This window comes from Acetobacter sp. DmW_136 (genome assembly GCF_008690365.1).
In the GTDB taxonomy this organism is placed as follows: Bacteria; Pseudomonadota; Alphaproteobacteria; order Acetobacterales; family Acetobacteraceae; genus Acetobacter; species Acetobacter oryzifermentans.
Genome location: NZ_VHON01000005.1, coordinates 139,658 through 164,486 on the forward strand (window position 1 = coordinate 139,658; position 24,829 = coordinate 164,486).

Annotated in this window: 22 protein-coding genes; 7 read left to right on the forward strand and 15 right to left on the reverse strand. The window is 53.8% G+C overall.

Translation table 11 applies throughout. The features are described 5' to 3' along the window. The first annotated feature begins 52 nt into the window (after window positions 1–52). The 3 genes from FKW31_RS01430 to FKW31_RS01440 are packed head-to-tail and all read left to right on the forward strand — an operon-like array spanning window position 53 to window position 3,038. The gene (locus FKW31_RS01430) at window positions 53–2,029 is read left to right on the forward strand and encodes a lytic transglycosylase domain-containing protein (RefSeq protein WP_150177288.1); all 1,977 of its coding nucleotides are present in this window, start codon (window positions 53–55) and stop codon (window positions 2,027–2,029) included. 1 nt (window position 2,030) lies between these two features. Beyond that, the gene (locus FKW31_RS01435) at window positions 2,031–2,507 is read left to right on the forward strand and encodes a phosphatidylglycerophosphatase A (RefSeq protein ID WP_150177290.1); all 477 of its coding nucleotides are present in this window, start codon (window positions 2,031–2,033) and stop codon (window positions 2,505–2,507) included. Between the two features lie 18 nt (window positions 2,508–2,525). Beyond that, window positions 2,526–3,038: a CinA family protein gene (locus FKW31_RS01440; protein WP_150177292.1), complete on the forward strand. Its 513-nt coding sequence runs from the start codon at window positions 2,526–2,528 to the stop codon at window positions 3,036–3,038. Between the two features lie 59 nt (window positions 3,039–3,097). Here the strand turns inward: FKW31_RS01440 and FKW31_RS01445 are convergent, their stop codons facing one another. From FKW31_RS01445 to FKW31_RS01505, 13 genes are all read right to left on the reverse strand, one after another. Further along, a complete protein-coding gene (locus tag FKW31_RS01445) occupies window positions 3,098–3,523 on the reverse strand; it encodes a hypothetical protein (RefSeq protein ID WP_035351380.1) in 426 nt (141 codons plus the stop codon). Between the two features lie 149 nt (window positions 3,524–3,672). After that, a complete protein-coding gene (locus tag FKW31_RS01450; protein ID WP_006115282.1) occupies window positions 3,673–4,161 on the reverse strand; it encodes a type II toxin-antitoxin system RatA family toxin in 489 nt (162 codons plus the stop codon). Then, window positions 4,161–5,141 carry a lipoyl synthase gene (gene lipA, locus FKW31_RS01455; RefSeq protein WP_150177293.1) on the reverse strand — a complete coding sequence of 327 codons (981 nt, stop codon included), beginning with the start codon at window positions 5,139–5,141 and terminating at the stop codon, window positions 4,161–4,163. The genes FKW31_RS01450 and lipA overlap by 1 nt, the downstream gene beginning before the upstream one ends. A gap of 121 nt (window positions 5,142–5,262) precedes the next feature. Beyond that, window positions 5,263–6,675: a dihydrolipoyl dehydrogenase gene (gene lpdA, locus FKW31_RS01460; RefSeq protein ID WP_150177294.1), complete on the reverse strand. Its 1,413-nt coding sequence runs from the start codon at window positions 6,673–6,675 to the stop codon at window positions 5,263–5,265. Window positions 6,676–6,705: 30 nt separating this feature from the next. Beyond that, window positions 6,706–7,953, reverse strand: a complete 1,248-nt coding sequence (locus tag FKW31_RS01465; protein WP_150177295.1) for a pyruvate dehydrogenase complex dihydrolipoamide acetyltransferase — start codon at window positions 7,951–7,953, stop codon at window positions 6,706–6,708. 11 nt (window positions 7,954–7,964) lie between these two features. Then, entirely contained in the window at window positions 7,965–9,314 is a 1,350-nt protein-coding gene (locus FKW31_RS01470; RefSeq protein WP_150177296.1) for a pyruvate dehydrogenase complex E1 component subunit beta, read from the reverse strand. Window positions 9,315–9,322: 8 nt separating this feature from the next. After that, complete coding sequence (pdhA, locus tag FKW31_RS01475; protein WP_063354007.1) at window positions 9,323–10,333, reverse strand: pyruvate dehydrogenase (acetyl-transferring) E1 component subunit alpha; 1,011 nt, start codon at window positions 10,331–10,333, stop codon at window positions 9,323–9,325. A gap of 127 nt (window positions 10,334–10,460) precedes the next feature. Further along, entirely contained in the window at window positions 10,461–10,937 is a 477-nt protein-coding gene (gene moaC / locus FKW31_RS01480; protein WP_003625539.1) for a cyclic pyranopterin monophosphate synthase MoaC, read from the reverse strand. A gap of 1 nt (window position 10,938) precedes the next feature. After that, window positions 10,939–11,805, reverse strand: a complete 867-nt coding sequence (gene trpC / locus FKW31_RS01485) for an indole-3-glycerol phosphate synthase TrpC (RefSeq protein ID WP_150177297.1) — start codon at window positions 11,803–11,805, stop codon at window positions 10,939–10,941. A gap of 17 nt (window positions 11,806–11,822) precedes the next feature. Further along, complete coding sequence (trpD, locus tag FKW31_RS01490) at window positions 11,823–12,935, reverse strand: anthranilate phosphoribosyltransferase (RefSeq protein ID WP_150177298.1); 1,113 nt, start codon at window positions 12,933–12,935, stop codon at window positions 11,823–11,825. Then, entirely contained in the window at window positions 12,935–13,531 is a 597-nt protein-coding gene (locus tag FKW31_RS01495; protein ID WP_063354009.1) for an aminodeoxychorismate/anthranilate synthase component II, read from the reverse strand. Before FKW31_RS01495 ends, trpD begins: the two co-directional genes overlap by 1 nt. A 58-nt stretch (window positions 13,532–13,589) precedes the next feature. Continuing rightward, window positions 13,590–15,131 carry an anthranilate synthase component I gene (gene trpE / locus FKW31_RS01500; RefSeq protein ID WP_006115292.1) on the reverse strand — a complete coding sequence of 514 codons (1,542 nt, stop codon included), beginning with the start codon at window positions 15,129–15,131 and terminating at the stop codon, window positions 13,590–13,592. Continuing rightward, complete coding sequence (locus FKW31_RS01505; RefSeq protein ID WP_150177299.1) at window positions 15,128–17,047, reverse strand: SurA N-terminal domain-containing protein; 1,920 nt, start codon at window positions 17,045–17,047, stop codon at window positions 15,128–15,130. The genes trpE and FKW31_RS01505 overlap by 4 nt, the downstream gene beginning before the upstream one ends. 246 nt (window positions 17,048–17,293) lie before the next feature. Here FKW31_RS01505 and tpiA point away from each other — a divergent pair, with 246 nt between their 5' ends. The 4 genes from tpiA (at window position 17,294) to kdsA (ending at window position 21,011) form a co-directional block, all read left to right on the forward strand. Further along, a complete protein-coding gene (gene tpiA / locus FKW31_RS01510) occupies window positions 17,294–18,034 on the forward strand; it encodes a triose-phosphate isomerase (RefSeq protein ID WP_006115294.1) in 741 nt (246 codons plus the stop codon). Between the two features lie 26 nt (window positions 18,035–18,060). Further along, window positions 18,061–18,405 carry a preprotein translocase subunit SecG gene (secG, locus tag FKW31_RS01515; RefSeq protein WP_006115295.1) on the forward strand — a complete coding sequence of 115 codons (345 nt, stop codon included), beginning with the start codon at window positions 18,061–18,063 and terminating at the stop codon, window positions 18,403–18,405. A 141-nt stretch (window positions 18,406–18,546) separates the two neighbouring features. After that, on the forward strand, window positions 18,547–20,181 hold the full coding sequence (locus tag FKW31_RS01520) for a CTP synthase (protein ID WP_003625521.1): 1,635 nt from the start codon (window positions 18,547–18,549) through the stop codon (window positions 20,179–20,181). Then, window positions 20,178–21,011, forward strand: a complete 834-nt coding sequence (gene kdsA / locus FKW31_RS01525; RefSeq protein ID WP_089178955.1) for a 3-deoxy-8-phosphooctulonate synthase — start codon at window positions 20,178–20,180, stop codon at window positions 21,009–21,011. The genes FKW31_RS01520 and kdsA overlap by 4 nt, the downstream gene beginning before the upstream one ends. A 115-nt stretch (window positions 21,012–21,126) precedes the next feature. Here kdsA and gyrB read toward each other — a convergent pair whose 3' ends face one another. Beyond that, the gene (gene gyrB / locus FKW31_RS01530; protein ID WP_150177300.1) at window positions 21,127–23,565 is read right to left on the reverse strand and encodes a DNA topoisomerase (ATP-hydrolyzing) subunit B; all 2,439 of its coding nucleotides are present in this window, start codon (window positions 23,563–23,565) and stop codon (window positions 21,127–21,129) included. Between the two features lie 91 nt (window positions 23,566–23,656). Further along, window positions 23,657–24,805, reverse strand: coding sequence for a DNA replication/repair protein RecF (recF, locus tag FKW31_RS01535; RefSeq protein WP_150177302.1), 1,149 nt, complete (start codon window positions 24,803–24,805; stop codon window positions 23,657–23,659). Window positions 24,806–24,829 lie beyond the last annotated feature (24 nt).

Below are 24,829 nucleotides of genomic sequence, written 5' to 3' on the forward strand. Positions count from 1 at the left end.
GGCAGTGCGGAAAGCACTTGCCAACGTGCGGGAAACGCGCTGATTCTGCGGTATGAGACGTTTTGCGATTTCTTACCGATACCGCCTTGTGGCGGCTGTTTCTCTGGCGTGTGTGGGGCTGAGCGCCTGCTCGTCCCCCTCGTCAGAACAGCAAGGAGCTTCTGAAAACCGTTTGGCATGGCCAACGGAGCAGCAGGCCGCCCAAGGCACGCCCCCTACAAGTGATGTTGCCAGCCGGTTGACTGTTTGGCTGGGGTTGGTGAAATCCTCGCAGAACAATGCGCAGGCTTATGCTGATTTTCTGCAAACGCGTCCAGTATGGCCCCGCTGGCAGTTGTTTACATCGCGCATGCAACTTGCTTTGGCCAAGGAAACAGATCCGGCAGTGCTGGCCCGGCTATGCGCTTCGCAAAATCTGACATACGGCCCAGCGCTTGCGCAATGTGCCACACAGGTTCCGGCTTCGGCAGATTTAAGCAAACGTTTGAATACAGAAGCCGCACAGGCATGGGCAAATGGCAACGATGCCAGTTTCGCAGCCACCGCTTTGCAAAGCAATTTTGCATCTGCCATCACGCCAGAACGTTCTTGGTTGCGGTTTGATCGTGAAGAGAAAAATGGGTTGGTAGCGGCTGCCAAGCAAACCCTGCCCTATCTTTCTGCCCCAAAACAGCCACTGGCACAGGCCCGCTTAGCTTTCCGTGCAGATGACCCGGCAGCAGAAACACTGGCCGCTGCCCTACCCGCTAACCAGCGCTCTGATCCGTACCTTATTCTCGATCATGCGCGCTGGCTGCGCAAACAACAGCGTTATGATGAAGCCGTGGCACTATGGAAAAGCGCTGGGGCAGAGGCTGAACGCAGCACACAAGGTGCCTCATTCTGGCGAGAGCGGGATACGCTGGCGCGTGAATTGATTCAGGCTGGGCGTGCCGCAGATGCTTTTGCTGTAGCAAATGATACAGCCACAACACCAACAAACAGGCTAGATGCACAGTTTCTTGCCGGGTGGATTGCCCTGCGCCTTCAGCATGATCCTGCAACGGCAGAAACTTTTTTCCGTCCACTGGCTCAGTCCACTGCGCTTATTACACGGAGCCGTGGCTTTTACTGGCTTGGGCGTGCACGTGCCGCAGCGGGGGATTCCGCTTCAGCCCATGCAAATTGGCAGCAGGCGGCTGCCCTGCCCGGAACATTTTATGGGCAAATGGCTGCGGCTGCGTTGGAAGGCCGCAATAACGTGCTGCTAGACCCAGCCAATGTGCCAGAGGAAACGCGCACACGCCTTAAAGCGGAGCGTGACCCAGAAACAACCACATCGGAAGATGTTTACGTTTCTGGCAGTGAACTGGCGCAGGCTGCACAGATCCTTGTTTCATGGGGAGATCGCCCACATGCGCGAGACTTCATGAACATGCTTGAACAGCAGGTTACAAGCACGCCGCAGCGTCTGGCGCTTTCCTCTTTATCTGCTCAGTTGGGATTGCCGGATATCGCTGTAACAGTCTCCCGCCATGCGGGGCGCGATGGTGTCTTTCTGCTGCGCTCTGGTTGGCCGCTTCCTTATACGCCGCCATCCAGCACTTTGCCCGCCGGTGTGGCGCTCGGTCTGATGCGGCAGGAAAGTAACTTTAATCCTGATGCCATTAGCCCTTCCAATGCTATTGGGCTTATGCAGCTTAAACCGTCTACTGCGGGAGATATGCTGCGCGTAACGGGCCTACCTGCCTCTGCAGCAACGGCTGCCGGGCTGCATGACCCAGAAAACAACATGAAGTTGGGCACAGCTTATCTGGAGCACATCCAGTCTCGTTTTGGGGCGGTGGTGCCGTATATGGCCGCAGCCTATAACGGTGGGCCTACCCGTTTGGCGCGTTGGTTAAACACAGCCGGTAATCCAGCCGAGAACGGCGCTTCTGCCGAAGAGATGATCGATTGGATTGAGAGCATTCCCTATTCCGAAACACGGAATTACGTGCAGCGTGTGTGGGAAAACATGACCATCTATGTGGCATTGGGGAACAAGTAAAATGGACATCGCACGGCTGATTGCAACATTTGGTGGTTGCGGGCTTTCACCCCGCGCGCCGGGTACGGTTGGTTCCTTGGCGGCATTAGTGGTGGGGTTGCCTTTGCTAAAGCGCCCTCGCCTTTTGGTGACAGGTATTGCTGCGGTAACTGTGGTGGGCTGGTGGGCCACAAAACGCAGCGGCAAAGGTGAAGATCACAGTTGGATTGTAATTGATGAAGTGGCCGGAATGTGGATAGCCTTGCTAGCCTGCCTGCCAAAAACAGAGGAACAGACTCGTGAAAAATGGTTCTGGATGTATCCTTTGCTGGCGTTTGCCTTTTTCCGCTTGTTTGACATTACAAAGCCCGGCCCAGTTGGCGTGCTGGATAGACGGCATGATGCCATAGGTGTGATGGGGGATGACGTGATTGCAGGGGCCATGGCCGCGTTATGTGTAAGAGGCGTGCGTGCAGTTGTGGGGCGCGCATCACACTAAGCGGAAGGTTTTTTGGTAATGTCTGCGACTAATGCTTCTTTTTCAGAGTTTTCTGTACTGGCGGCTGCTGAGCGCACCCTCTTTCGCTTGCGGCAGGTAGATGGGCATATGGTTACAGCGGAAAGCTGCACTGGCGGTTTGGTTGCAGCAATGTTGACGCATTTTCCCGGTTCTTCCGATGTAACGGAAGGTGGGTTTGTAACGTATTCCAACGCCATGAAGCAAAAGGTGCTGGGGGTTCCGGCCAAAATATTGGAAAAGCACGGAGCCGTAAGCGCGCAAACTGTGGAAAAAATGGCCGAAGGCGCCTTAAAGGCTTCACCCGTTGCTTCTATCTCGGTTGCTATTTCCGGTATAGCTGGGCCAGATGGGGGATCAGCAGAAAAACCCGTAGGGCTTGTATGGTTTGCAACGGCTATGAAAAATGGCGCTGTTATCTCGGATAAGCAGGTTTTTTCTGGCAGCCGGGAAGATGTCAGAGCGCAAGCGGCACAGCATGCGTTTGAGTTGATTTTGCAGCGTTTGAGCTGAAATTTGCAAAAAAAATACTGCTGCCGAAACAGATGTCGGCAGCAGTATCTATGTTCACATTACTGAACCGGAACAGGTGCCGGCAGTGGGGCATTTGTTGGAACTGTAGCTGTAGGAGCTGTAGGTAGAGCTGGTGCTTTTACGCCTGTGCCAGCAGCCACCGGAGCCGGAATACCAGGAGCAGACACACTAGGTGCTGTAAGCACAGGTGCGGATGGCGCCGTTACGGCAGGTGCTGCGCCAGCAATGGCCGGAACCTGATTATTTTGTGCCGCAGCCAGGCTTTTGGCATTTAGATCAGCTGTTTCAGCATCACCATTGTTCTGTGCAGATTTTTCACCCGCGGCACATTTGCCTTTTAGGCAATGTTCATGATGGTGATGTGCATGCATGCCGTGATGCGTTGCGGTTTCAGCAGCCAGAGCTGGCGCAACAGCCAGAGTTGCAGAAGAGGCCAGCAGAGCTGCTGCGAAAAGTTTTTTCATATGGATATATTCCTTAATAAGGTTGAATCGCCTTGTCACAGGCAATTCCCATATTCCACAATAGGTTACAGAAAATTGCCTGCGTGCATCATAAGCAGGGTTTCAACCGAAACAAAGGATATAAACCAAAGAAAATATCCACTCTGCTTTCAGGTGGCAGGGTGTTCACTGGTACAGGTTGTTGTTGTGTTGGTGATGGGCGTTTGTGGCGGCCCATATACTTCGCGCGCGCGTTTGATAAAGGCAGAAACCATCAACCGTGTGGCTTCTGTAAACACCACGCCAATAGCGGCCTGCAAAATGCGCGAACGGAATTCAAAATCTACAAAAAATTCTACAAGGCAACCTTCGGGCGTTGCAGTGAATTTCCAGATATTGCGCAAATACCTAAAAGGCCCGCGCTCATACCGAACAGTAATGGATGATGGGCGGTCTAGCGTAACGCGCGATGTAAAACTTTCCCGGAATGGGCCAAAACCAATGGTTAAGTCCGCAACCAGTTCTGTAGCGGTGCGCGTGCGCACTTTGGCTGCAACGCACCAAGGCAGAAACTTGGGATAATGACCAACATCGGCAACAAGATCAAAAATCTGATCCGGGCGATAAGGTAAAACACGCTTTTCTGCGTGCTGTGGCATTACTGATCCTCCTTCAGGCGGGCATTGCGTGTTTCACGCAGTGCGGCAAAGTCGGCATCGGCATGGTAGGAGGAGCGCGTAAGTGGGCTGGAACTTACCTGCAAAAAGCCTTTTACGCGTGCCATTGTGCCGTAGTCCTCAAACTCTGCCGGGGTAACAAAACGTGCAACTGGGGCATGTTTGGCTGTTGGTTGGAGATACTGGCCCATTGTAATAAAATCTACATCTGCCACGCGCAGATCATCCATGACCTGAGCGAGTTCCATCTTTTCTTCCCCCAAACCAAGCATGAGCCCAGATTTGGTAAAGATGGATGCATCAAGCTGTTTAACCCGATCCAATAAGCGCAAAGATTGGTAGTAACGCGCCCCCGGCCGAATGGTCGGATACAAGCGTGGCACGGTTTCCAAATTGTGGTTGAAAACATCAGGCCGTGCTTCAACAACCACTTCTAAGGCATTCTTTTTACGCAAAAAATCAGGTGTCAGGATTTCGATGGTTGTTGCTGGCGCCGCTGCACGAATAGCATGAATAACGCGGGCAAAATGGTGCGCGCCCCCATCTTCCAGATCATCCCGATCTACCGATGTAATAACCACATGCCGCAACCCAAGGCGTGCCACCGCTTCTGCCACACGGGCGGGTTCATCCGCATCCAACGCATGCGGCAGGCCGGTAGTAACATTGCAAAATGCACAGGCCCGGGTGCAGATTTCCCCCATGATCATCATGGTGGCATGGCGTTGAGACCAGCATTCCCCAATGTTGGGGCATGCGGCTTCCTCACACACAGTTACCAGTTTGTTGCTGCGCATAAGCGCACGCGTTTCGTGGTAAATGGGGTGATTGGGCGCCTTAACGCGTATCCAGTCCGGTTTGCGGGCTATGGGGTTGTCTGGCCGATGTGCTTTTTCTGGATGACGCAGCTTGTTGGGGCTGCTGCCTCCTGTTCGATGATCAATCACAACGCGAATAGACATATCTTTGCCCGCTTTTGCCAAGGGTTACCACAGAACTGGAACGCTCCTGCCGTGGCGTCAAGGCAGGAACGCGCCATATAGTGTTCTGGCAACATCAAACCCTTGAGATGATACACCAAAACTAGAAGTGAAGCGCTCCACCATAAGCGGCCAGAACAGCTTCGTGCATGGATTCAGAAATGGTGGGATGTGGGAAAATGGTTTCCATCAGCTCGGCTTCCGTCAGCTCTGCTGTGCGGGCAATAACAAAGCCTTGGATCATTTCCGTAACTTCCGCACCAATCATATGCGCACCCAGCAGCTCACCTGTCTGGGCATCAAATACGGTTTTCACCATGCCTTCTGGTTCACCCATAGCAAGTGCTTTTCCGTTTGCCATAAGCGGGAACTTGCCAACCCGCACTTTATAGCCCGCTTCCTTTGCGCGTGCTTCCGTATAACCAACAGAAGCCACCTGTGGGCGGCAGTATGTGCAGCCGGGAATTTTTGTAATATCAATAGGATGCACGGTTTTGCCAGCAATAGCTTCAACGCACATAACAGCTTCATGGCTGGCTTTGTGCGCAAGCCACGGGGCACCTGCCAGGTCACCAATGGCGTAAACACCGGGCTCACCCGTGCGGCACAGATCATCCGTTACCACATGTGTGCGGTCTACTTTGATCTTGGTGCCTTCCAGCCCGATGTTTTCAACATTGCCCACAATGCCCACAGCAGAAATAACGCGGTCCACGGTAATGGTTTCCGTTTTGCCGCCCACTTCTACTGGCACAGTAACATCGTTCTTGCCCTTTTTCAGCGCTCCAACCTTGGCGCTGGTAAGAACACGCATGCCCTGTTTTTCAAACTCCTTACGCGCCAAGGTGCTGATTTCTTCATCTTCTACGGGCAGAATGCGCGGCGCAACCTCCACCAGCGTAACTTCAGAACCCATATTGCGGTAGAACGAGGCAAATTCTGTGCCGATAGCGCCAGACCCAATGACCAGTAGCCGTTTGGGCAGTTCATCTGGCACCAAGGCTTCCCGATAAGACCAGACAAGTTTGCCGTCTGCTTCCAGCCCCGGCAGCGCGCGCGCGCGTGCTCCTGTGGCCAGAATAACGTGTTTGGCTGTAAGGGTTAGCGGCGCACCACTTTCTGGTTGCACCAATACTTTGCGTTTACTACCGGCAGCAACGCCATCCAGCTTGCCAAATCCTTTAAAAACAGGAACTTTGGCTTTTTTGAGCAGGTGCTGAACACCAGAGGCAAGCTGTTTGGAAACGGCGCGTGAACGGGCAACAATTGCTTTAAAATCAAAGCTTACACCATCCGCCTTAAACCCATATGTGCCAAGGTCATGCAATAGATGGTTGATCTCGGAAGCACGCAGCAATGCCTTGGTGGGGATACAGCCCCAGTTCAGGCAGATACCCCCAAGGTGGTTGGCTTCCACCACAGCAACAGAAAGCTTAAGCTGCGCTGCCCGAAGTGCCGCCACATAACCACCCGGCCCACCGCCAACAACGATGATATCAAAATCAGTCTGGCTCATAATATGCCTGATCCTAAGAAAGCCATGCGGTTAGAGAACGAGTGAGAGCGGAGATTCAACCGCTGCACGGAAAGCAGAAAGCCAGCGGGCTGCCGCAGCACCATCCACCACGCGATGATCAACCGAGAGGGTAACGGTCATAACAGTGGCAATAGCCAGTTCATTTCCTTTTACCACGGCCTGTTTTTTACCCGCAGCAATAGCCAGAATGGCAGCCTGCGGCGGGTTAACAATGGCGGCAAAGTCTTTCACGCCATACATACCCATGTTGGAGATGGAGAATGTACCGCCCTGAAATTCTTCTGGCTTCAATTTGCCTGCGCGGGCGCGGGAAATCAGATCCTTGGCTTCTTGGCTGATGTCTTTCAGGCTCTTGCGGTCTGCTTGTTTGACGATAGGCGTGATCAACCCATCATCCAGAGAAACCGCAACCGAGATATCTGCATCTTCATGCAGGATCATAGCATCTTCGGTGTAGGACGCATTCACTTCCGGTACCTGCTTAAGGGCAACAGCAGAGGCCTTAATGAGCATGTCATTCACAGATAGCTTAAAGGCATCAGCCCCTTCTGCCGGAGACATGGCATTAAGCTGTGAACGCAAAGCCAACAGCGCATCTAGCTCCACATCTATGGAGACATAGAAGTGCGGAATAGTGGATTTGGATTCACTCAGGCGGCGCGCAATAACCTTGCGCATGGTAGTGTGCGGCACAGCACGGCTACCACCAGATGCTGTCGGGGCAGAAGCCACCTGCCCTGCGTCTGGGGCTTTGTTAAGAGCCGCTTCTACATCCCGTTTGACAATACGGCCATTTGGCCCCGTGCCTTTAAGGGCTGCCAAATCAATGTTTTTCTGGCGCGCAATGCGGCGCGCAAGCGGAGAGGCCACAACCCGGCCAACAGGCTTGTCTGCCCGCTGTGCTGGTGCTGCCTGTGTTGCTATAGGAGCAGAAGCAGCCGCAGGCTGTGATGCCGTTGCGGGGGCGGCAGATGCCATGTTATTAGGCGTGTCGATATTGTCTGGTACCGCCTCGCCTTCTTCTACCAGAATGGCGATAGGTGTGTTGACGGCAACACCTTCTGCACCTTCTTGAACAAGAATACGGCCCAGAATACCTTCCTCAATGGCTTCTACTTCCATTGTGGCTTTGTCGGTTTCAATCTCGGCCAGAACGTCACCGCTATTTACAGCATCCCCTTCCTTCTTCAACCAGCGGGCGAGTTTGCCTTCTGTCATGGTAGGAGAAAGGGCGGGCATTAAAATTTCAGTCGCCATCTGTCATTCCCTCACATCAGGCCAAGTGCGGCTTTAACCACATCTTCAGGCTGTGGCAGGGCCAATTTTTCCAGATTGGCGGCAAATGGCATCGGCACATCCACACCCGTTACACGGGCCGGTGGAGCATCCAGCCAATCAAACGCATGCTCGATCACCTGCATGGCAACTTCTGCGCCAATACCTGCAAACGGCCAGCCTTCTTCTACCGTTACCAAGCGGCTGGTTTTTTTAACGCTTTCTACAATTGTGTCTGTATCCAGCGGACGCAGGCTGCGCAGGTTGATAACTTCTGCCTCAATCCCCTGCTTGGCCAGCTCGGCAGCAGCATCCAGCGCTGTGGTGACAGCTATAGAGAACGCAACGATGGTTACATCAGAACCAGCGCGTTCGATCTTGGCTTTACCGATGGGCACAATGAAATCTTCATCAATCGGGCATGGGAATTTGCGCCCGTAAAGAATTTCGTTTTCCAGCACCACAACGGGGTTAGGGTCACGAATGGCAGCGCGCAACAGACCTTTGGCATCTGCGGAAGACCAAGGCACAACCACTTTCAGGCCCGGTACATGGGCATACCAGCTACCGTAACACTGAGAATGCTGCGCACCCACGCGAGATGCCGGGCCGTTTGGCCCACGGAACACAATGGGGCACCCCATCTGGCCGCCAGACATATACAGCGTTTTGGCTGCGGAATTGATGATATGGTCGATAGCCTGCATGGAAAAGTTCATGGTCATGAACTCAACAACAGGCTTTAGGCCAGTAAGGGCTGCGCCCACGGCCATGCCTGTAAAGCCATGTTCGGCAATTGGCATGTCAATTACGCGCTTATCGCCAAATTCCTGCAACAGGCCTTGGGAGATTTTGTAAGCCCCCTGATACTGGGCTACTTCTTCACCCATCAGGAAGACATCTGGATCATGTCGTAATTCGGCGGCCAGTGCATCACGCAGGGCTTCACGCACAGTGATTTCCTGCGTTTCACCCCAGTCTTTTTCTTCTTCAACCGGCGTGGAAACTGGTGCGGCAACAGAGGGTGAAGACTGTGGCGCGGAGGCGGGTTCTGCAACAGCTACGTTTTTAGGTGTATCGATATTATCGGGCACCGCTTCACCTTCTTCCACCAGAATGGCGATAGGTGTGTTGACGGCAACGCCTTCTGCACCTTCCGGTGTTAGAATGCGGCCCAGAATACCTTCCTCAATGGCTTCTACTTCCATTGTGGCTTTATCGGTTTCAATCTCGGCCAGAACGTCGCCGCTATTTACGGTATCCCCTTCCTTCTTCAACCAGCGGGCGAGTTTGCCTTCTGTCATGGTAGGAGAAAGGGCGGGCATTAAAATTTCAGTCGCCATGTTTATGCTCAAGCCTCCAGAACAACATCCGTATAAAGTTCGGCCGGATCGGGTTCCGGGCTGGTCTGCGCAAATTCTGCAGAGTCGTTTACAATGCTCTTGATCTCGGTTTCCATTGTTTTCAATTCTGCTTCTGTCACGCCAGAATCCAGCAGGATGTGTTTGACGTGTTCAATGGGATCTCGCGTTTTGCGGACTTCATCCACCTCATCCCGCGTGCGGTATTTGGCAGGATCTGACATGGAATGGCCGCGATAGCGGTATGTCATCATTTCCAGCAGGTAAGGCCCCTTGCCTTCACGGCAATGTTTTACGGCTTCTTCTGCTGCGGCATATACGGCAGCAACATCCATGCCATCTACCCGTTTGCCGGGAATGCCCCATGGCTCGCCATTTTTGTAGAGTTCGTGCGATGCAGATGCTCGCTCAACAGCGGTGCCCATGCCGTAACGGTTGTTTTCAATTACAAAAATACAGGGAAGTTTGAGCAGAGCGGCCAGGTTAAAGCTTTCGTAAACCTGCCCCTGATTGGCGGCGCCATCACCAAAATAAGCTACGGAAACTTCATCTGTATTGCGGTATTTGTTGGCAAACGCCAGCCCGATACCCAAAGAAACCTGAGCACCGACAATGCCATGCCCCCCGTAAAAATTCTTCTCGCGGGAGAACATATGCATGGAGCCCCCTTTACCGTGAGAATACCCGGTAGAACGGCCCGTAAGTTCTGCCATCACGCCACGGGGAGTCATGCCCGCCACCAGCATCTGGCCGTGGTCTCGGTAGGATGTAATCAGCTTATCGCCTTCATGCAGGCTCATCTGGATACCAACCACCACAGCTTCTTGCCCGATATACAGGTGGCAGAAACCGCCAATTAGGCCCATGCCGTAAAGTTGCCCGGCTTTTTCTTCAAAGCGGCGGATCAGGAGCATGTCATAGTAGGCTTTAAGAAACTGGTCTCGTGTTAAGGAAGGACCGTTATTTCCTGCCTTGCCGACCTGTTTGGCGTTCGTTCCCATGCGTGATGAACCTTTTGCGATATGTAAACAGTTCGTAATAAATGGTGCGCAACAGCGGCATCCGTTTCCGGGCCTTCAGATGGTTTCTAAAGCTCCAGTAAAACTGCCTGCTGTTTCGCGTGTTTTATTATGCAGCGTTGTAGTCTCCTGAGCGTCCCCCACTTTTATGAAGGAGCTTTATATTTTCTATCTGCATGCCACGGTCAACTGCTTTGCACATGTCGTACAGCGTAAGGGCCGCAGCAGACACGGCGGTTAACGCTTCCATTTCCACCCCGGTTGCGCCAGTTGTTGTAACAGTTGCGGTAATCTCGATCCTGTTATCATTCGGAGCCAGATCCACAGTTACACTGCTTAGGCTAAGCGGGTGACAGAGCGGGATAATATCTGCTGTTTTTTTTGCAGCCATAATGCCAGCAATGCGGGCCGTTGCCAGAACATCACCTTTTGGGGCTGCGCCTGAAAGGATCATTTCCAGCGTTTGGGGCTGCATAATAATAGCCCCGGTAGCAACAGCCTTGCGGCGCGTGGCAGCTTTAGCGGAAACATCCACCATATGCGCATGCCCGGCTGCATCCAGATGTGTGAGTGCTGGAGAGGGCACGTTAGGCCAGCCCCAACAGTTTTTTGGCAGAATCACCGGGATGCGGATCTCGCAGCAGGGATTCACCTACCAGAAAGCCCGTTACGCCAATGCCGGAAAGCTGCACGATATCTTCATGCGTTTTGATGCCACTTTCAGACACAATAATCCGATCTGGCGGCACCAGAGGAGAAAGTTCCCGCGTGGTATCCAAGCTGGTCTGAAGCGTTTTGAGGTTGCGGTTGTTGATACCGATCAAGAAGGTATCCAGCGCAAGGGCGCGGTTCAGTTCTTCCTCATCATGCACTTCCACCAGCACATCCATGTCTAGCCCTTTGGCGTGGTCAACCAGTTCCAGCGCCATTTCATCAGACAGGATAGACATAATGAGCAGAATGCAATCTGCCCCGATCATGCGGCTTTCATAAACCTGCCACGGATCAAGAATAAAATCCTTGCGCAGAACAGGAAGGGAACACGCAGCCCGCGCCTTGCCCAGATCTTCATTATCACCATGAAAACAGGAGCTTTCCGTTAGCACGGAAATACAGGCTGCCCCTGCTTGCTCATATTCTGCGGCAATTTCTGCCGGATTATACGTTTCGCGCAGGATACCAGCGGAAGGAGAAGCCTTCTTGATTTCTGCAATCAGGCCAACTGCGCGATCAGCAGCTTTTTCCTTCAGCGCCCGACCAAACCCGCGTGGAGCCTCTTTGGTTTCCTGCGCCTTGGCTGTGATTTCCTTAAGGGACATCAGGGTGGAGCGATGTTCAACTTCCAGCTTGGTGCGTGCGCAGATGCGGGAGAGAACATCCGGCAGTTCGTCAATCTTGCTGGCAAGAGTGTCCGAAGCAGAAGCTGCCGAGGACGCGAGTGGTGTATCGGTCATGATTATCCTGTCATGTCTCAGGCGCGTGCATCCGGGTTGGAAGCGCGCAAACCGTTTAGCACTGCCAAAGCCGTGCCATCATCCAGTGGGCGTGCAGCCAAAGCCACACTTTCCCGCAAGGCCTGCGGATCAATGCGTCCGTCCCGCAGGAGTGTTACCCGCCCTGCCACGTGAAGTGCGCAGGCGGCGTTTAAAACAACTGTATCACGATATGCTCCTGATGCACCATGCAGCAAAGCTTCTAGAGCTTGCGCATTGTATTGGGCATCTCCCCCCAATATGGAGCTGACCGGAGCATAGGCAAGGCCAGCCATTTCTGGCGTTATAGAAAACGAGCGGATGGCATCATTTTCCAGTGCTACAACCTGTGTAGGGCCTGCCAGCGTAATTTCATCAATGCCGCCCTGCCCGTCTGATGGTAGGCCGCATGCGGCCCAGACTTTCTGGGAGCCAAGATTTTTGAGCACATTGACCATAGGCTCCAGCCATGCGGGTGAAAAAACGCCCACAAGCTGCCGTTTAACACCTGCCGGGTTTACCAATGGCCCCATGAGGTTAAACAGCGTACGTACGCCTAAGGTTTTACGTATCGGAGCAGCAAAACGCATGGCGGGATGGTGGTGCGGAGCAGATAGGAAAATGACCCGGTGTACCTGCATCTGCTCCGCCAGAACCTCGGCTTGTGCAGAAAGTGGAACACTTAGCGCAGCCAACACATCGGAAGCGCCAGAGCGCGAAGAAATAGCCCTGTTACCGTGTTTGGCAACGGGCACACCAAGCGCACTCAGCACAAAGGCAACAGCGGTGGATACATTCAATGTGCCGTAATTGTCTCCGCCCGTGCCGCATACGTCTATCGTATCGGCGGGCATGACGGGCACAGTGTGCATGCGGGCCCGTAAAGCCGTTACACCACCAAGCAATTCATCCTGCGTTTCACCACGCACGCGCAAAGCCATAAGAAAAGCCGCAATGCGTTCTGGCGCAATCAGGCCATCCATAATAACGCCAAAAGCAGCTTCGGCTTCGGCTGCGCTTAGTGTTTGCCCGTCTGCAACACGTGCCAGAATGGTAGAAAAAAACTGCTCACCTGCTACTTGAGATGCAGCGCCATGAAGGGGAGCGGACATCAGGCAACAGCCTGTTTTTCTTTCCAGGCAGATGCGATGGAAAGAAAGTTTTTCATCAGATCATGGCCATATTCCGAGGCAATGCTTTCCGGATGGAACTGCACGCCCGAAATGGGATACTGCCGGTGGCGCACACCCATAATAACACCATCTTCCGTCCATGCCGTAACTTCCAGAGCATCCGGAATACTGGCAGGTTCAAGCGTAAGGCTATGATAGCGCGTGGCATTAAACGGGTTGGGTAGGCCCGCAAAAACATCCTGCCCGTTGTGGAAAACGGGGCTCACCTTGCCGTGCATGGGCGTAGGGGCACGCACCACCTGTGCACCAAACACCTGCCCGATAGCTTGATGCCCCAGACATACACCAAAAACAGGCACCTTACCGGCTGCGGCAGATATCAGATCACAGCAAATACCGGCTTCATTGGGGGAACATGGGCCGGGAGAAAGCACAATGACATCCGGCTTGAGGGCCAGTGCATCTTTTACACTCAGGGCATCATTGCGGCGGACATCACACTGTGCCCCCAGTTCACCCAGGTAGTGAACAAGGTTGAAGGTGAAGCTATCATAATTGTCGATCAGAAGGATCATGGCCGAATGATGACCTTATGTACTGTTGGGGTCAAATAAGAATGGAACAGAAACGACATTAAGAACGCCCTGCCCTTGCCTGTTCCAACGCGGCTTCTGCGGCGCGAAATACGGCGCGGGCTTTATGGCGTGTTTCTTCATATTCTGTTTCTGGCACACTGTCTGCCACTACGCCGCAGCCAGCTTGCACATGCATTTGCCCGTCTTTTACAACGGCCATGCGCAGCCCAATGCACGTATCCATGTTGCCGCCAGCGCCAAAATAGCCAATGCACCCGGCGTAGGTGGCGCGGCGGGTGCGTTCTACTTCATCAATAATTTCCATGGCGCGGATTTTGGGCGCACCTGTTAGCGTGCCTGCGGGAAAAGCGGCCACAAGGGCATCCAGCGCTTCCAGTTCCGGTTTGAGTGTGCCTTGCACGTTGGAAGAAATGTGCATGACGTGGCTGAAACGCTCAATCACGAATCGTTCTGTCACTTTCACCGTGCCGGGAATACTCACACGGCCCACATCATTACGGCCAAGATCTATCAGCATCAGATGCTCGGCCAGTTCTTTCTGGTCAGCCAGAAGATCTTTTTCAAGCCGCAGGTCTTCTTCCGCCGTTTTGCCGCGCGGGCGTGTGCCAGCAAGCGGGCGTACCGTCATGGTACCATCCTGCAAGCGCACCAGAATTTCAGGCGAGGACCCAACAAGTGAGAAATCACCAAAATCCAGATGGAACAGAAATGGCGCTGGATTAATACGCCGTAGCGTACGGTACAGCGCCAGAGATGGAAGCGGAAACGGCGTAGAAAAACGCTGGCTGGGGACAACCTGAAAGGCATCGCCAGCCGCAATATAATCCTGAATACGCTCAACGGCCTGACAGAACTCATCCTTACTGAAGGAGGAGCGCGGTTCAGCCGGTTCTGGCAGGTTTTCTGGCTGTTTTGGTAAAGGCGGCAGCGCTCCTGACAGGCATTCGCGCGCACGGCGCAACAGATCTTGCGCTTTATCCCAAGCCTGTGCGGCGGTTTCATCTTTTTGTGGGCGAACAGGCGCGGCCAGAATCAGCTCATCGCTTACCGTGTCAAACACAGCAAAAAGACCGGGGCGCATGAGAATGGATTCAGGCAGGTTCAGATCATCCGGTGGCGCATCTGGCAGATGCTCCATCTGGCGCACCATGTCATAGCCCAAATATCCAAACAGACCCGCAACCATTGGAGGAACGCCTTCGGGCAGCTCCATGCGCGTGGCATGGATCAGGGCGCGCAGGCTTTCCAATGGCTTTTCTGTAAGAATACGCGGGGCAATATCCGGGTTTTCCGGGCTTTCATCCAGCGTGATCTGCCCGTTATGGCAGGTCCAGATAATATCTGGCTTGAGGGCAATAACAGAATACCGCCCGCGCGATGTGCCACCTTCCACACTTTCCAGCAACAACGTGTTTTTGCCGGTGCCACCATCAAAGCGCGCAAGGCGCAGGTAGGCTGAAACAGGTGTCAGCAAATCTGCTGCTTCTACAGAAAACACAACAGAAGGCTGGCCTTGCGCCCAAGCGGCTTCACACTGCTGGCGAGAGGGGGAAGGCGCAATGCGTGCGGTAATGCTCATGGCGTGGCTTCTCCTCCAAATCCGGCGGCAGATAGTGTGGCCATAACAGCGCGTTCGTTAATATGGGGCGGTGTGCGCTTGCTTAATGCCTCCACATAACTGGCAACCAGATCATCACTATCTGCCTGTGCCAGAGAGTCTTTCAGGCGCTGTACGCTGTCGGCTGGGGCTGGTGGGTTGGGCACGAACAGCTTTGTGACAACTGCCACAAGGAAGTGGCCATCATCTTCTGTCATAACCGCCTGCCCCGGCTGCATGCGTGGCAGATAATCCATGAGTGCTGCCGGAATATTCTTGTTGGGCTTGGCGAAAGAGAAAGCTGCATCCCGCGTAAGTTGTGCACCTGATACGTTTACTGTGCCTAAAGCCTGCTTGTTTTTGGCTGCCAGATACAGGGTTGTTGCCTGCTCATTTGCTGCATGCTTGCGGGCTTCATCCTGCCATGCGGCCAAAACATCTGTTTGTGCCTGCGCAAATGTACGAGGGGCTGCGGGTGTAGCGGTATCCACTTCCACAGCAAAGCTGCTGTTGTCCGGCCCATCCACAAGCGTTGCACGTGCGCCGGGTTTTTGGGTGAAAATCTGGTGGATAATAGCTTCACGCAGCTTGCCGGATGCTGGCAACGGTGCGGGTTCTTTATCAGCCGTCATGCCTTGCGCATCCAGTGTGCCTGCCGCAGCAACCGCACCCAGATCTGCCGGAATGGCATCTAGCCCTTGGCCTGCAAGCGCATCTTGCAGCTTGCGCTTGCGCTCACCTGCAACAGATGGCGCAACAGCAGCCCGATACTGCGAGAGGATGTCTTTTTTTGCATCTTCATACGGCGTGGTGTGCGGAGCTGTTATTTTGGTAACGCGAAAAACAGCCCATCCACCTTCGGTTTTAAGCGGATCGCTGACCTGACCTTCTGGAGCATGGAAAACAGCCTGCCGTAGAGTAGTAGAAGGAATTGTGGACGGGCGAGCATTTGGCATTTCTACCGCAGCCGCATCTTTTACGCTGTTCTGGATAGCCTGCCAGTTTCCACCTACTTTCCACGCGTTTGCAATGGCGGTTGCCTGCGCCTGACCTTGCAGGGTTATAAGCTGGATATCGCGCGTTTCTGGTACGTTGTAGCGAGATTTCTGCTCATCATAGATGCGCTTGATATCGGCTTCATCCATGGTGATGCTGTCTGCCACTGTTTGTGGGGAAAGCACCACAATCTTGGCATGGCGCAGTTCCGGCGTACGGAACATCCACGGATGGTTGTTGTAATAGCGCTGCAATACGGCATCATCTGGTGTTTTGGGGGTGGGCTGCGCAGCAAACGGAATGCTCACAAAATCCACCACGCGCGTTTTTGCACCGTAGGTTAGAAAGCGCTGGAGCATTGTGTCGGAAACGCTGCCCGCCTGCGCCAAGGGTTGTAGAATGGTGCGTGTGGTCAGATCATTCCGCACCATGTCCAAAAAGCGTTGCTCGGTTAGCCCGCGGTCATGCAGTTTCTGATTGAAGCTGGCGCGATCAAACTGGCCATTCGCGCCTTTGAAATAAGGGAGCGAGAATACTTCATCCCGTACGGCCGAATCAGGCACTGCCACTTTTAACTTCTGTGCGGTATTCAGTAGCTCTGCTTGCCCAATCAGGCGGTGCAGAATCTGGTAGGCAACCTGCCGCTGCATGGCCAAAGGAATTTGCGATGGGTCTGATACCCCCATCTGGCGGGCAATTGTTGGCAGTTCAGATTGCAGGGCTGTGGCCAGATCATCGGAAGAAACCTGTTGTTGCCCCACTTTGGCAACAACATCCGTTTCTTCCCCCATATAGCCCATAACATCGCCTATTCCCCAGCCGACAAAGGCCAGAAAAATGACAATTGCAGTCACCCGGCCCAGCCAGGACTCAACAAAAACGCGACGTAGATAGGAAATCATGACCCGATGGATCCACAGCTATGCTTGAAAAACATCATACCACAAAGGGTATGCACAGGCGCGGCACCATAAGGGTAGCTGCGGTGCTTGACCAGACATAACCGCTCCTGCACGACAGACAGGCAAGAATTAAGGCGCCTGCTCTCTTGCCCCAAGGGGGGCGTCTATGGTTTAGCCTTCATGTAAGAACCATATTATAAACGCACGTGCCCGCTGGCATGGCGCGCTACAGGCAAGGAGCAGGACATGACCAGACAGATTATTGTCGGCAACTGGAAAATGAATGGCCTAAGCCGTGATTCGCAGGAACTCGTCAAGGCTATCACCAGCGGCCTGCCCGCCAACAGCGCGGATGTGGTGGTGTGCCCGCCCTTTACCCAGCTTGGACTGCTGACAGATGCGTTAAAGCCCACACCGGTAAAGTTGGGCGCGCAAGATTGCCATCAGGATGTTTCTGGCGCGCATACGGGTGATATTTCTGCCTCCATGCTGGCTGATCTGGGCGTGTCCTATGTTGTTTTGGGTCATTCAGAACGCCGTCAGGAACATGGTGAGCTGGATGAAACCGTGCGTGAAAAAGCCATGGCCGCCGCCAAAGCCGGGCTGACCCCGATTGTCTGTATTGGTGAAACCGAAGAACAGCGCGAAACTGGTGAGCACTTTGATGCGCTGGGTTGGCAGATCAAGGGCTCTTTGCCCGATGGGTTTAATGGTATTTTGGCATATGAGCCCATCTGGGCGATTGGCACAGGCCTTGCCGCCACCACTGATCAGATTGCCGAAACCATGAAATTCCTGCGTGAAGAATTGGTGCGGCAGTTTGGAGAGGCTGGAAAAGTCATCAAAATCCTGTATGGAGGGTCCGTAAACGCTGGGAATGCGGCCACCATCCTGCCCATTCCTGAAGTGGCGGGTGCGCTTGTTGGCGGTGCCAGCCTTAAGGCGGACGCGTTTCTTTCCATCGTCAGCGCAGCATCTGCTGCCTGATTTGCTGTTCTGATCTGGAATCTGACATGACCACAGCCCTGCTGATCCTGCATTTCTGTGTGACCATAGCCCTGATTGGCGTTGTGCTAATTCAGCGGAGTGAAGGCGGTGGCCTTGGAATTGGCAGCAGCCAGGGCATGGGTGCGTTCATGTCCGGCCGCGGAACAGCCAACCTGCTTACGCGCACAACGGCTGTGCTGGCTGGTGTGTTCATGCTGCTTTCCCTGTTGTTAGCCATGCTTTACAAAGGCTCCGTTACGGGTGAAGGGCATGATATTCTGGCCCAACCCCCGGCAGCCACAGCGCCCGCACCTGCTGCTCCGGCAACAACAGCTCCTGCTCCGCAGCCAGCTACTCCGGCGCATCCGTAAAATGCAGGTTTCTCTCTCCTTTCCGCTATGTGTGAGGAGAGAGCCCTTTCATCCCTTCAGCTCCGCATGTCCTGTGGCATGCGGTAGTTTGCGTTTGTCCATCTTTACCCGCCCGGCCTTGTCCGTGTAGGAAGTCTGCTCATGACCCGCTTTGTTTTTATCACCGGTGGTGTGGTATCCTCTCTTGGCAAAGGCATTGCATCTGCTGCCCTTGCTGCCCTGTTGCAGACGCGTGGCTACAAAGTGCGCCTACGCAAGCTTGATCCCTACCTGAACGTTGATCCCGGCACCATGAGCCCCTACCAGCATGGGGAAGTGTTTGTGACCGAGGATGGCGCCGAGACAGACCTTGATCTGGGCCATTATGAACGCTTCACGGGGGTAAATGCTTCTAAGGAAGACAACACCACAACAGGCAAAATTTATTCAGATGTTATCGCCCGTGAACGGCGGGGTGATTATCTGGGCGCAACCGTGCAGGTTATCCCGCATATTACGGATGCCATTAAAGACATTGTCGTTGCCAATACGGATGATCTGGATTTTGTATTGGTGGAAATTGGCGGCACAGTTGGCGATATTGAAAGCCTGCCATTTCTGGAAGCTATCCGCCAGCTGCGTAATGATCTGGGCCCGGATCAGACCATGGTTGTGCACCTTACGCTGCTTCCGTGGATACCTTCTGCGGGTGAGCTGAAAACCAAGCCGACCCAGCATTCCGTTAAGGAATTGCAGAATGTGGGTATTCAGCCACAAATTTTGCTGTGCCGTTGTGATCGCCCTATTCCGCCAACAGAGCGGCGCAAGATTGCCAATTTCTGCAATGTACGCCCCGAAGCCGTTATTGCCGCGCGGGATGTAGATACCATTTACTCCTGCCCTCTTTCCTACCATGCAGAAGGCATGGATACCGAAGTGCTGCGTTACTTCGGCCTGCCCCACGCTGAAGAACCTGATCTGACAGGGTGGGAAAAAATTGTAGATGCCATCCGCCACCCCGATAACGAGGTGCGCATTGCAGTGGTTGGTAAATACACAGCCCTGCTGGATAGCTACAAATCTCTGAACGAAGCTCTGCTGCATGGTGGCATTGCCCACCGTACCAAGGTTGTTCTGGATTGGGTGGATGCCGAAGTTTTTGAAAAAGACCCGGCATCACTGGAAGCTAAACTGGGCGATGTAGATGCCATTTTGGTGCCCGGTGGATTTGGTGAGCGTGGATCTCAGGGCAAGATTGAGGCCATTCGCTTTGCGCGTGAAAAAGGTATTCCGTTCCTTGGAATATGCTTTGGCATGCAGATGGCGGTTATTGAATGTGCCCGTAATCTGGCTGACCTACCCAACGCATCTTCTACCGAATTTGGCTATACGGAAGAGCCATTGGTGGGCCTGATGACCGAATGGGCACGCGGTAACGAACGCTTGCGCCGGAGCGAAGGCGGAGAACTGGGCGGCACCATGCGCCTTGGCGCGTACCCAGCCAAGCTGATTGAAGGCTCCCGCGCGGCAGAAGTGTATAACGCAACGTCCATTCGTGAGCGGCATCGCCATCGGTATGAAGTGAATATCCATTACAAGGATCAGCTTGAAAAAGCCGGGATGAAGTTCTCTGGCCTTTCACCAGATGGCATCTTGCCAGAAGTGGTGGAATATCCAGATCACCCGTGGTTCATTGCTGTGCAGTATCACCCGGAACTCAAGTCTCGGCCGTTTGCACCGCATCCGCTGTTCGCCGGGTTTGTGGGGGCTGCGCTGGAAAAGGCTAAAAAAGCATGACGCAGGCATTGGGTTCGGATTTTCAGCTTGGTTCTTTGTACATCGGTAATGATCAGCCATTTGTGCTGATCGCCGGGCCGTGCCAGATTGAATCCGCTGCACATGCAATGGAAACAGCCACGGCTTTGAAGGAAATCTGCCAGAAGGCTGGTGTTGGGCTGATCTATAAAAGCTCGTTCGATAAAGCCAACCGCACCAGCATTTCCAGTGCGCGTGGTATTGGCATGGCCGAAGGGTTGGATATTCTGGCTAACGTGCGGAATACGCTGGATATTCCGGTGCTAACAGACGTGCATGCGCCAGAACAGTGCGCTCCGGTTGCAGAAGCTGTGGATGTGCTGCAAATCCCGGCTTTTCTGTGCCGCCAGACAGATCTGTTATTAGCAGCCGGTAAAACGGGCGCTGCGGTGAATGTGAAAAAAGGCCAGTTTCTTGCCCCGTGGGATATGAAGCACGTTGCGGCCAAAATTGCTTCTACGGGCAATAATCGCATCATGCTGTGTGAGCGTGGTACCAGCTTTGGCTATAATACGCTGGTAAATGATATGCGTGGCCTGCCTATTATGGCCCAGACTGGCTACCCCGTTGTGTTTGATGCCACGCATTCCGTACAGCAACCGGGTGGCTTAGGTGGTGCATCTGGTGGCCAGCGTGAGTTTGCCCCTGTGCTCTCTCGTGCTGCTTTGGCAATTGGTGTGGCATCTCTGTTTATTGAAACGCATGAGAACCCAGACCAAGCGCCCAGCGATGGCCCCAACATGTTACCTATAAAAAGCCTGCCAGCCTTGCTGGAGCAGTTCAAGAAGATTGATGCTCTGATTAAAGGGTAAACTGGGCGAAGCCAGTATTCTTGCTAACAAAAAAGCCGCAACCTGATTTTTCAGGCTGCGGCTTTTTTATAGTCCCAAGGAGGGAGAGAGGTAAATTCTCCCCCTTTGTGCAGGGTTAGACGTCCAGATTGGCAACTTTAAGTGCGTTGCCGACAATGAAATCACGCCGCGGTTCAACAATATCCCCCATCAGGGTGGTAAACACATCGCCAGCTTCTTCCACATCGCCTACGCGTACCTGCAACAGCGTGCGCATAGCCGGGTCCAGCGTGGTTTCCCAAAGCTGAGCATCATTCATTTCGCCCAGACCTTTAAAGCGGTTAATTGTCAGCCCACGGCGGCCCTGTGCCAGCAGTCGGGTATAAAGATCAGCCGGGCCACTCAGTTGGTGTTCGGTGGTATCGTTTTTCAGCGCCACGCCTTCTGCAAAGTCTTTTTGCAGGCGGTTTGCTTGCATGGTCAGCCAGCGGGCATCGTTGCTGGCCAGCATGGTTGGGTCAATGCGGTACACTTCCCCTACCCCACGCACATTACGGGCCAGCTCTACACCATCTGCACTCGCAACGGCTTTCCAGCTTTTTTCATTTTCAGCAGATGCCGCATCAAGGCGCTGCTGAAGTGCTGGCATCCGTTGCTGGAGCAGATCAACATCTGTTGTTAGCGCGCCAGCCAAGGCAACCTGTTCGATAATCCAAGAAGGAATGCGGTTGGAAAGGCGGTTAATCGCTTGCGCTGCCTGCCGAATGAACGGAAGATCTGCTGCCAGCTCCTCAGCACTTACAACGCGTTTGTCCGTGTAAACAAAGCTAGCGTTGTTCAGGGCCTTGTTGAGCAGATATTGCTCAAGTGCGACATCGTCTTTCAGGTATGTTTCTTCATTCCCGCGTTTGGCACGGTAAAGCGGCGGCTGGGCAATATACAGATAACCGCGTTCGATCAGTTCTGGCATTTGGCGGAAGAAGAAGGTCAGCAGCAGTGTACGGATATGAGATCCGTCCACGTCAGCGTCAGTCATAATGACAATGCGGTGGTAACGCAGTTTTTCAATAGAGAAACCACCCTGCTCTGGCTCGCCACGGCCAATACCAGTGCCAAGAGCTGTAATGAGTGTGCCAATTTCGGCAGAGCCTAGCATGCGGTCAAACCGCGCGCGTTCTACGTTCAGGATCTTGCCTTTTAGAGGCAGAATGGCTTGGAAGCGCCTATCACGCCCCTGTTTGGCGGTGCCGCCTGCGGAATCACCCTCCACAATAAACAGTTCAGCTTTGGCTGGGTCACGCGCCTGGCAGTCTGCTAGTTTGCCGGGCAGTGATGAAACATCCAGAACTCCTTTGCGGCGTGTAAGCTCACGCGCCTTACGGGCGGCTTCACGCGCAGAGGCGGCATCCAGCACCTTAGAGACAACAATTTTTGCCTCTTTGGGGTGGGTTTCAAACCAGTGGCTGATGATGTCTGCCGCAGCAGCATGTACAACGGGCTGCACTTCGGACGAAACCAGCTTGTCCTTGGTTTGGGAAGAGAACTTGGGGTCTGGCACTTTAACGGACAGAACAGCCGTCAGCCCTTCCCGCATATCCTCCCCTTGCAGGGAAAGCGCATCTTTTTTGGCAATGCTTTCGGCATATTTGCCAACAACACGGGTAAGTGCCTGACGGAAGCCAGCCAGATGCGCTCCGCCATCGCGCTGCGGAATGTTGTTGGTGAAGCACAGCATAGTTTCATGGAAGCTATCATTCCATGTGAGCGCGAACTCGACCTTAATGCCGTTATCCGGGTTTTCTAGGCTACCAGTAATGGGTGGAGTAAACAGCGAGGTGCGAGACCTATCCAACCAATCTACAAAAGCTTCTAGCCCACCTTCGTAAAAGAATTTTTCTTCCCGCACGGGGGTAACGCGTGCATCGCGCAGCACAATTTCTAGCCCGGAGTTCAGGAAGGCCAGCTCACGCAGGCGGCGCTCCAGAATAGTGAAATCAAAATCCGTTTTGGGGAATGTTTCACTGCTGGGTTTAAAGGTTACTTCCGTGCCTGATGGTTCGGAAGATGGGCCAACCACTTCCAACGGGGCATCGCGCTCACCATGTTGGAAGCGAATGAAGTGTTCCTGTCCGTTACGCCAGATGCGCACTTCCATCCACTCAGAAAGCGCATTCACCACAGCAGCGCCCACCCCGTGCAGGCCGCCAGAAACCTTGTAGGAGTTCTGGTTGAACTTGCCGCCAGCATGCAGGCGGGTCAGCACCACTTCGGCGGCGCTAATACCCTCTTCTGTATGCATGTCTGTAGGAATGCCACGCCCGTTGTCGCGCACGCTTACGCTGCCATCTGCATTAAAAGTGACAATGCAGCGCGATGCAAAACCGGCCTGAGCCTCATCCACTGCGTTATCAATAATTTCAAACGCCATGTGGTGTAAGCCAGAACCATCGTCCGTATCACCAATGTACATGCCGGGCCGTTTACGGACAGCATCCAGCCCCTTCAGCACAGAGATCGACGCGGCATCATACTCTTCGGAAACGGCAGATGGCGTGGGCTGAGAGAGGTCGGTCATAAGAACGGTACGCTCCGTACAGGAAAGAACAAGAAAACCTTTTATTCTTATACCCTGATCAAGCCTCTGGGGCCAGATTGAGCCGTATGTTTTATGGCCCAGATGGCAAAAAAGCACCGTTTTTCAGGGTTTCGAACTGAGCGCTGCGCTTAAGTGGGGCAAAAGGTGCCTGATCTGTGCCGGTAAGCAGCACAGTTGTGCGAAAATCCTGCACAATTTCCAGCAATGAGGCCCGGCGCGCAGCGTCCAGATGCACTAAAGGTTCATCCAATAGCAAAATCGGGGGCTGCCCGCGGTAGTCGGTTACAAGCCGCGCGTGTGCCAGCACAACGCCAATAAGCAAGGATTTCTGCTGGCCAGTGCTGGCGAGTGCTGCCGGTTGTCTGGACGAGAGATCTTCCAGCAAAAAATCACTGCGATGTGTGCCAAATGTGGCGCGCCCACGTGCGGCATCATCTTCTCGCAACTCGGCAAGTTTTGCACATAGCCAATCTTCTACGGTCAGGGCTGGAGATGTTTCCAGTTTCTGGGCAATAGCGCATTGCAGTGTCGCAATGGCAGCAGGAAAAGCGCCCAGACCATTTTGGGCATAATGGCAAATTTGGCGCACGGTTTCCTGCCGAGCCGCGGCAACAGCCACAGCATGACGCGCCATGGAGGCTTCTAATCCAGATAGCCATGAGTGTTCGGAAAAGCGTGTTTGCAGCAGGCGATTGCGTTGCGTCATGGCACGATCATATGCGGCCAGTTCCCGCGCATGGTGCGGTGTTACCGCCATAACCAGGCGATCTAGAAAGCGCCGCCTACCGGATGCGCCCTCACTAAATAACCGATCCATCTGTGGGGTAATCCACACAGTAGCAAGAGTATCTTCCCACGCTTCTTGCCCCCGAATTTGCCGACCGTTGAGCAAAAAAACGCGGCGCGGCCTCTCTTGGCCGCCTTGCGTGCCGGTGCCGAGTTCAAGAAACTCATCTTTCGTTTCAATACGCGCAGAAACGCCCCAGTTGATCGCGCCCATTCGGCCAAATTGTGTAAGAGGTGCCGCGCGCAGCCCTCTACCGGGCGAGAGAAGAGAAACTGCTTCCAGCAGATTAGTTTTGCCGCTGCCGTTTTCGCCTGTCAGCACCAATAGGCTTGCATTGGGGGACCATACAAGCCGTTCGTAATTGCGAAAATTGGAAAGCGTAAGTTTAAGAAGCCGGGGCATGCCACGCTGCTTCTGTTGGCCTGCCTGCATTTGGGCAACGCAGGCAGGCCGTAA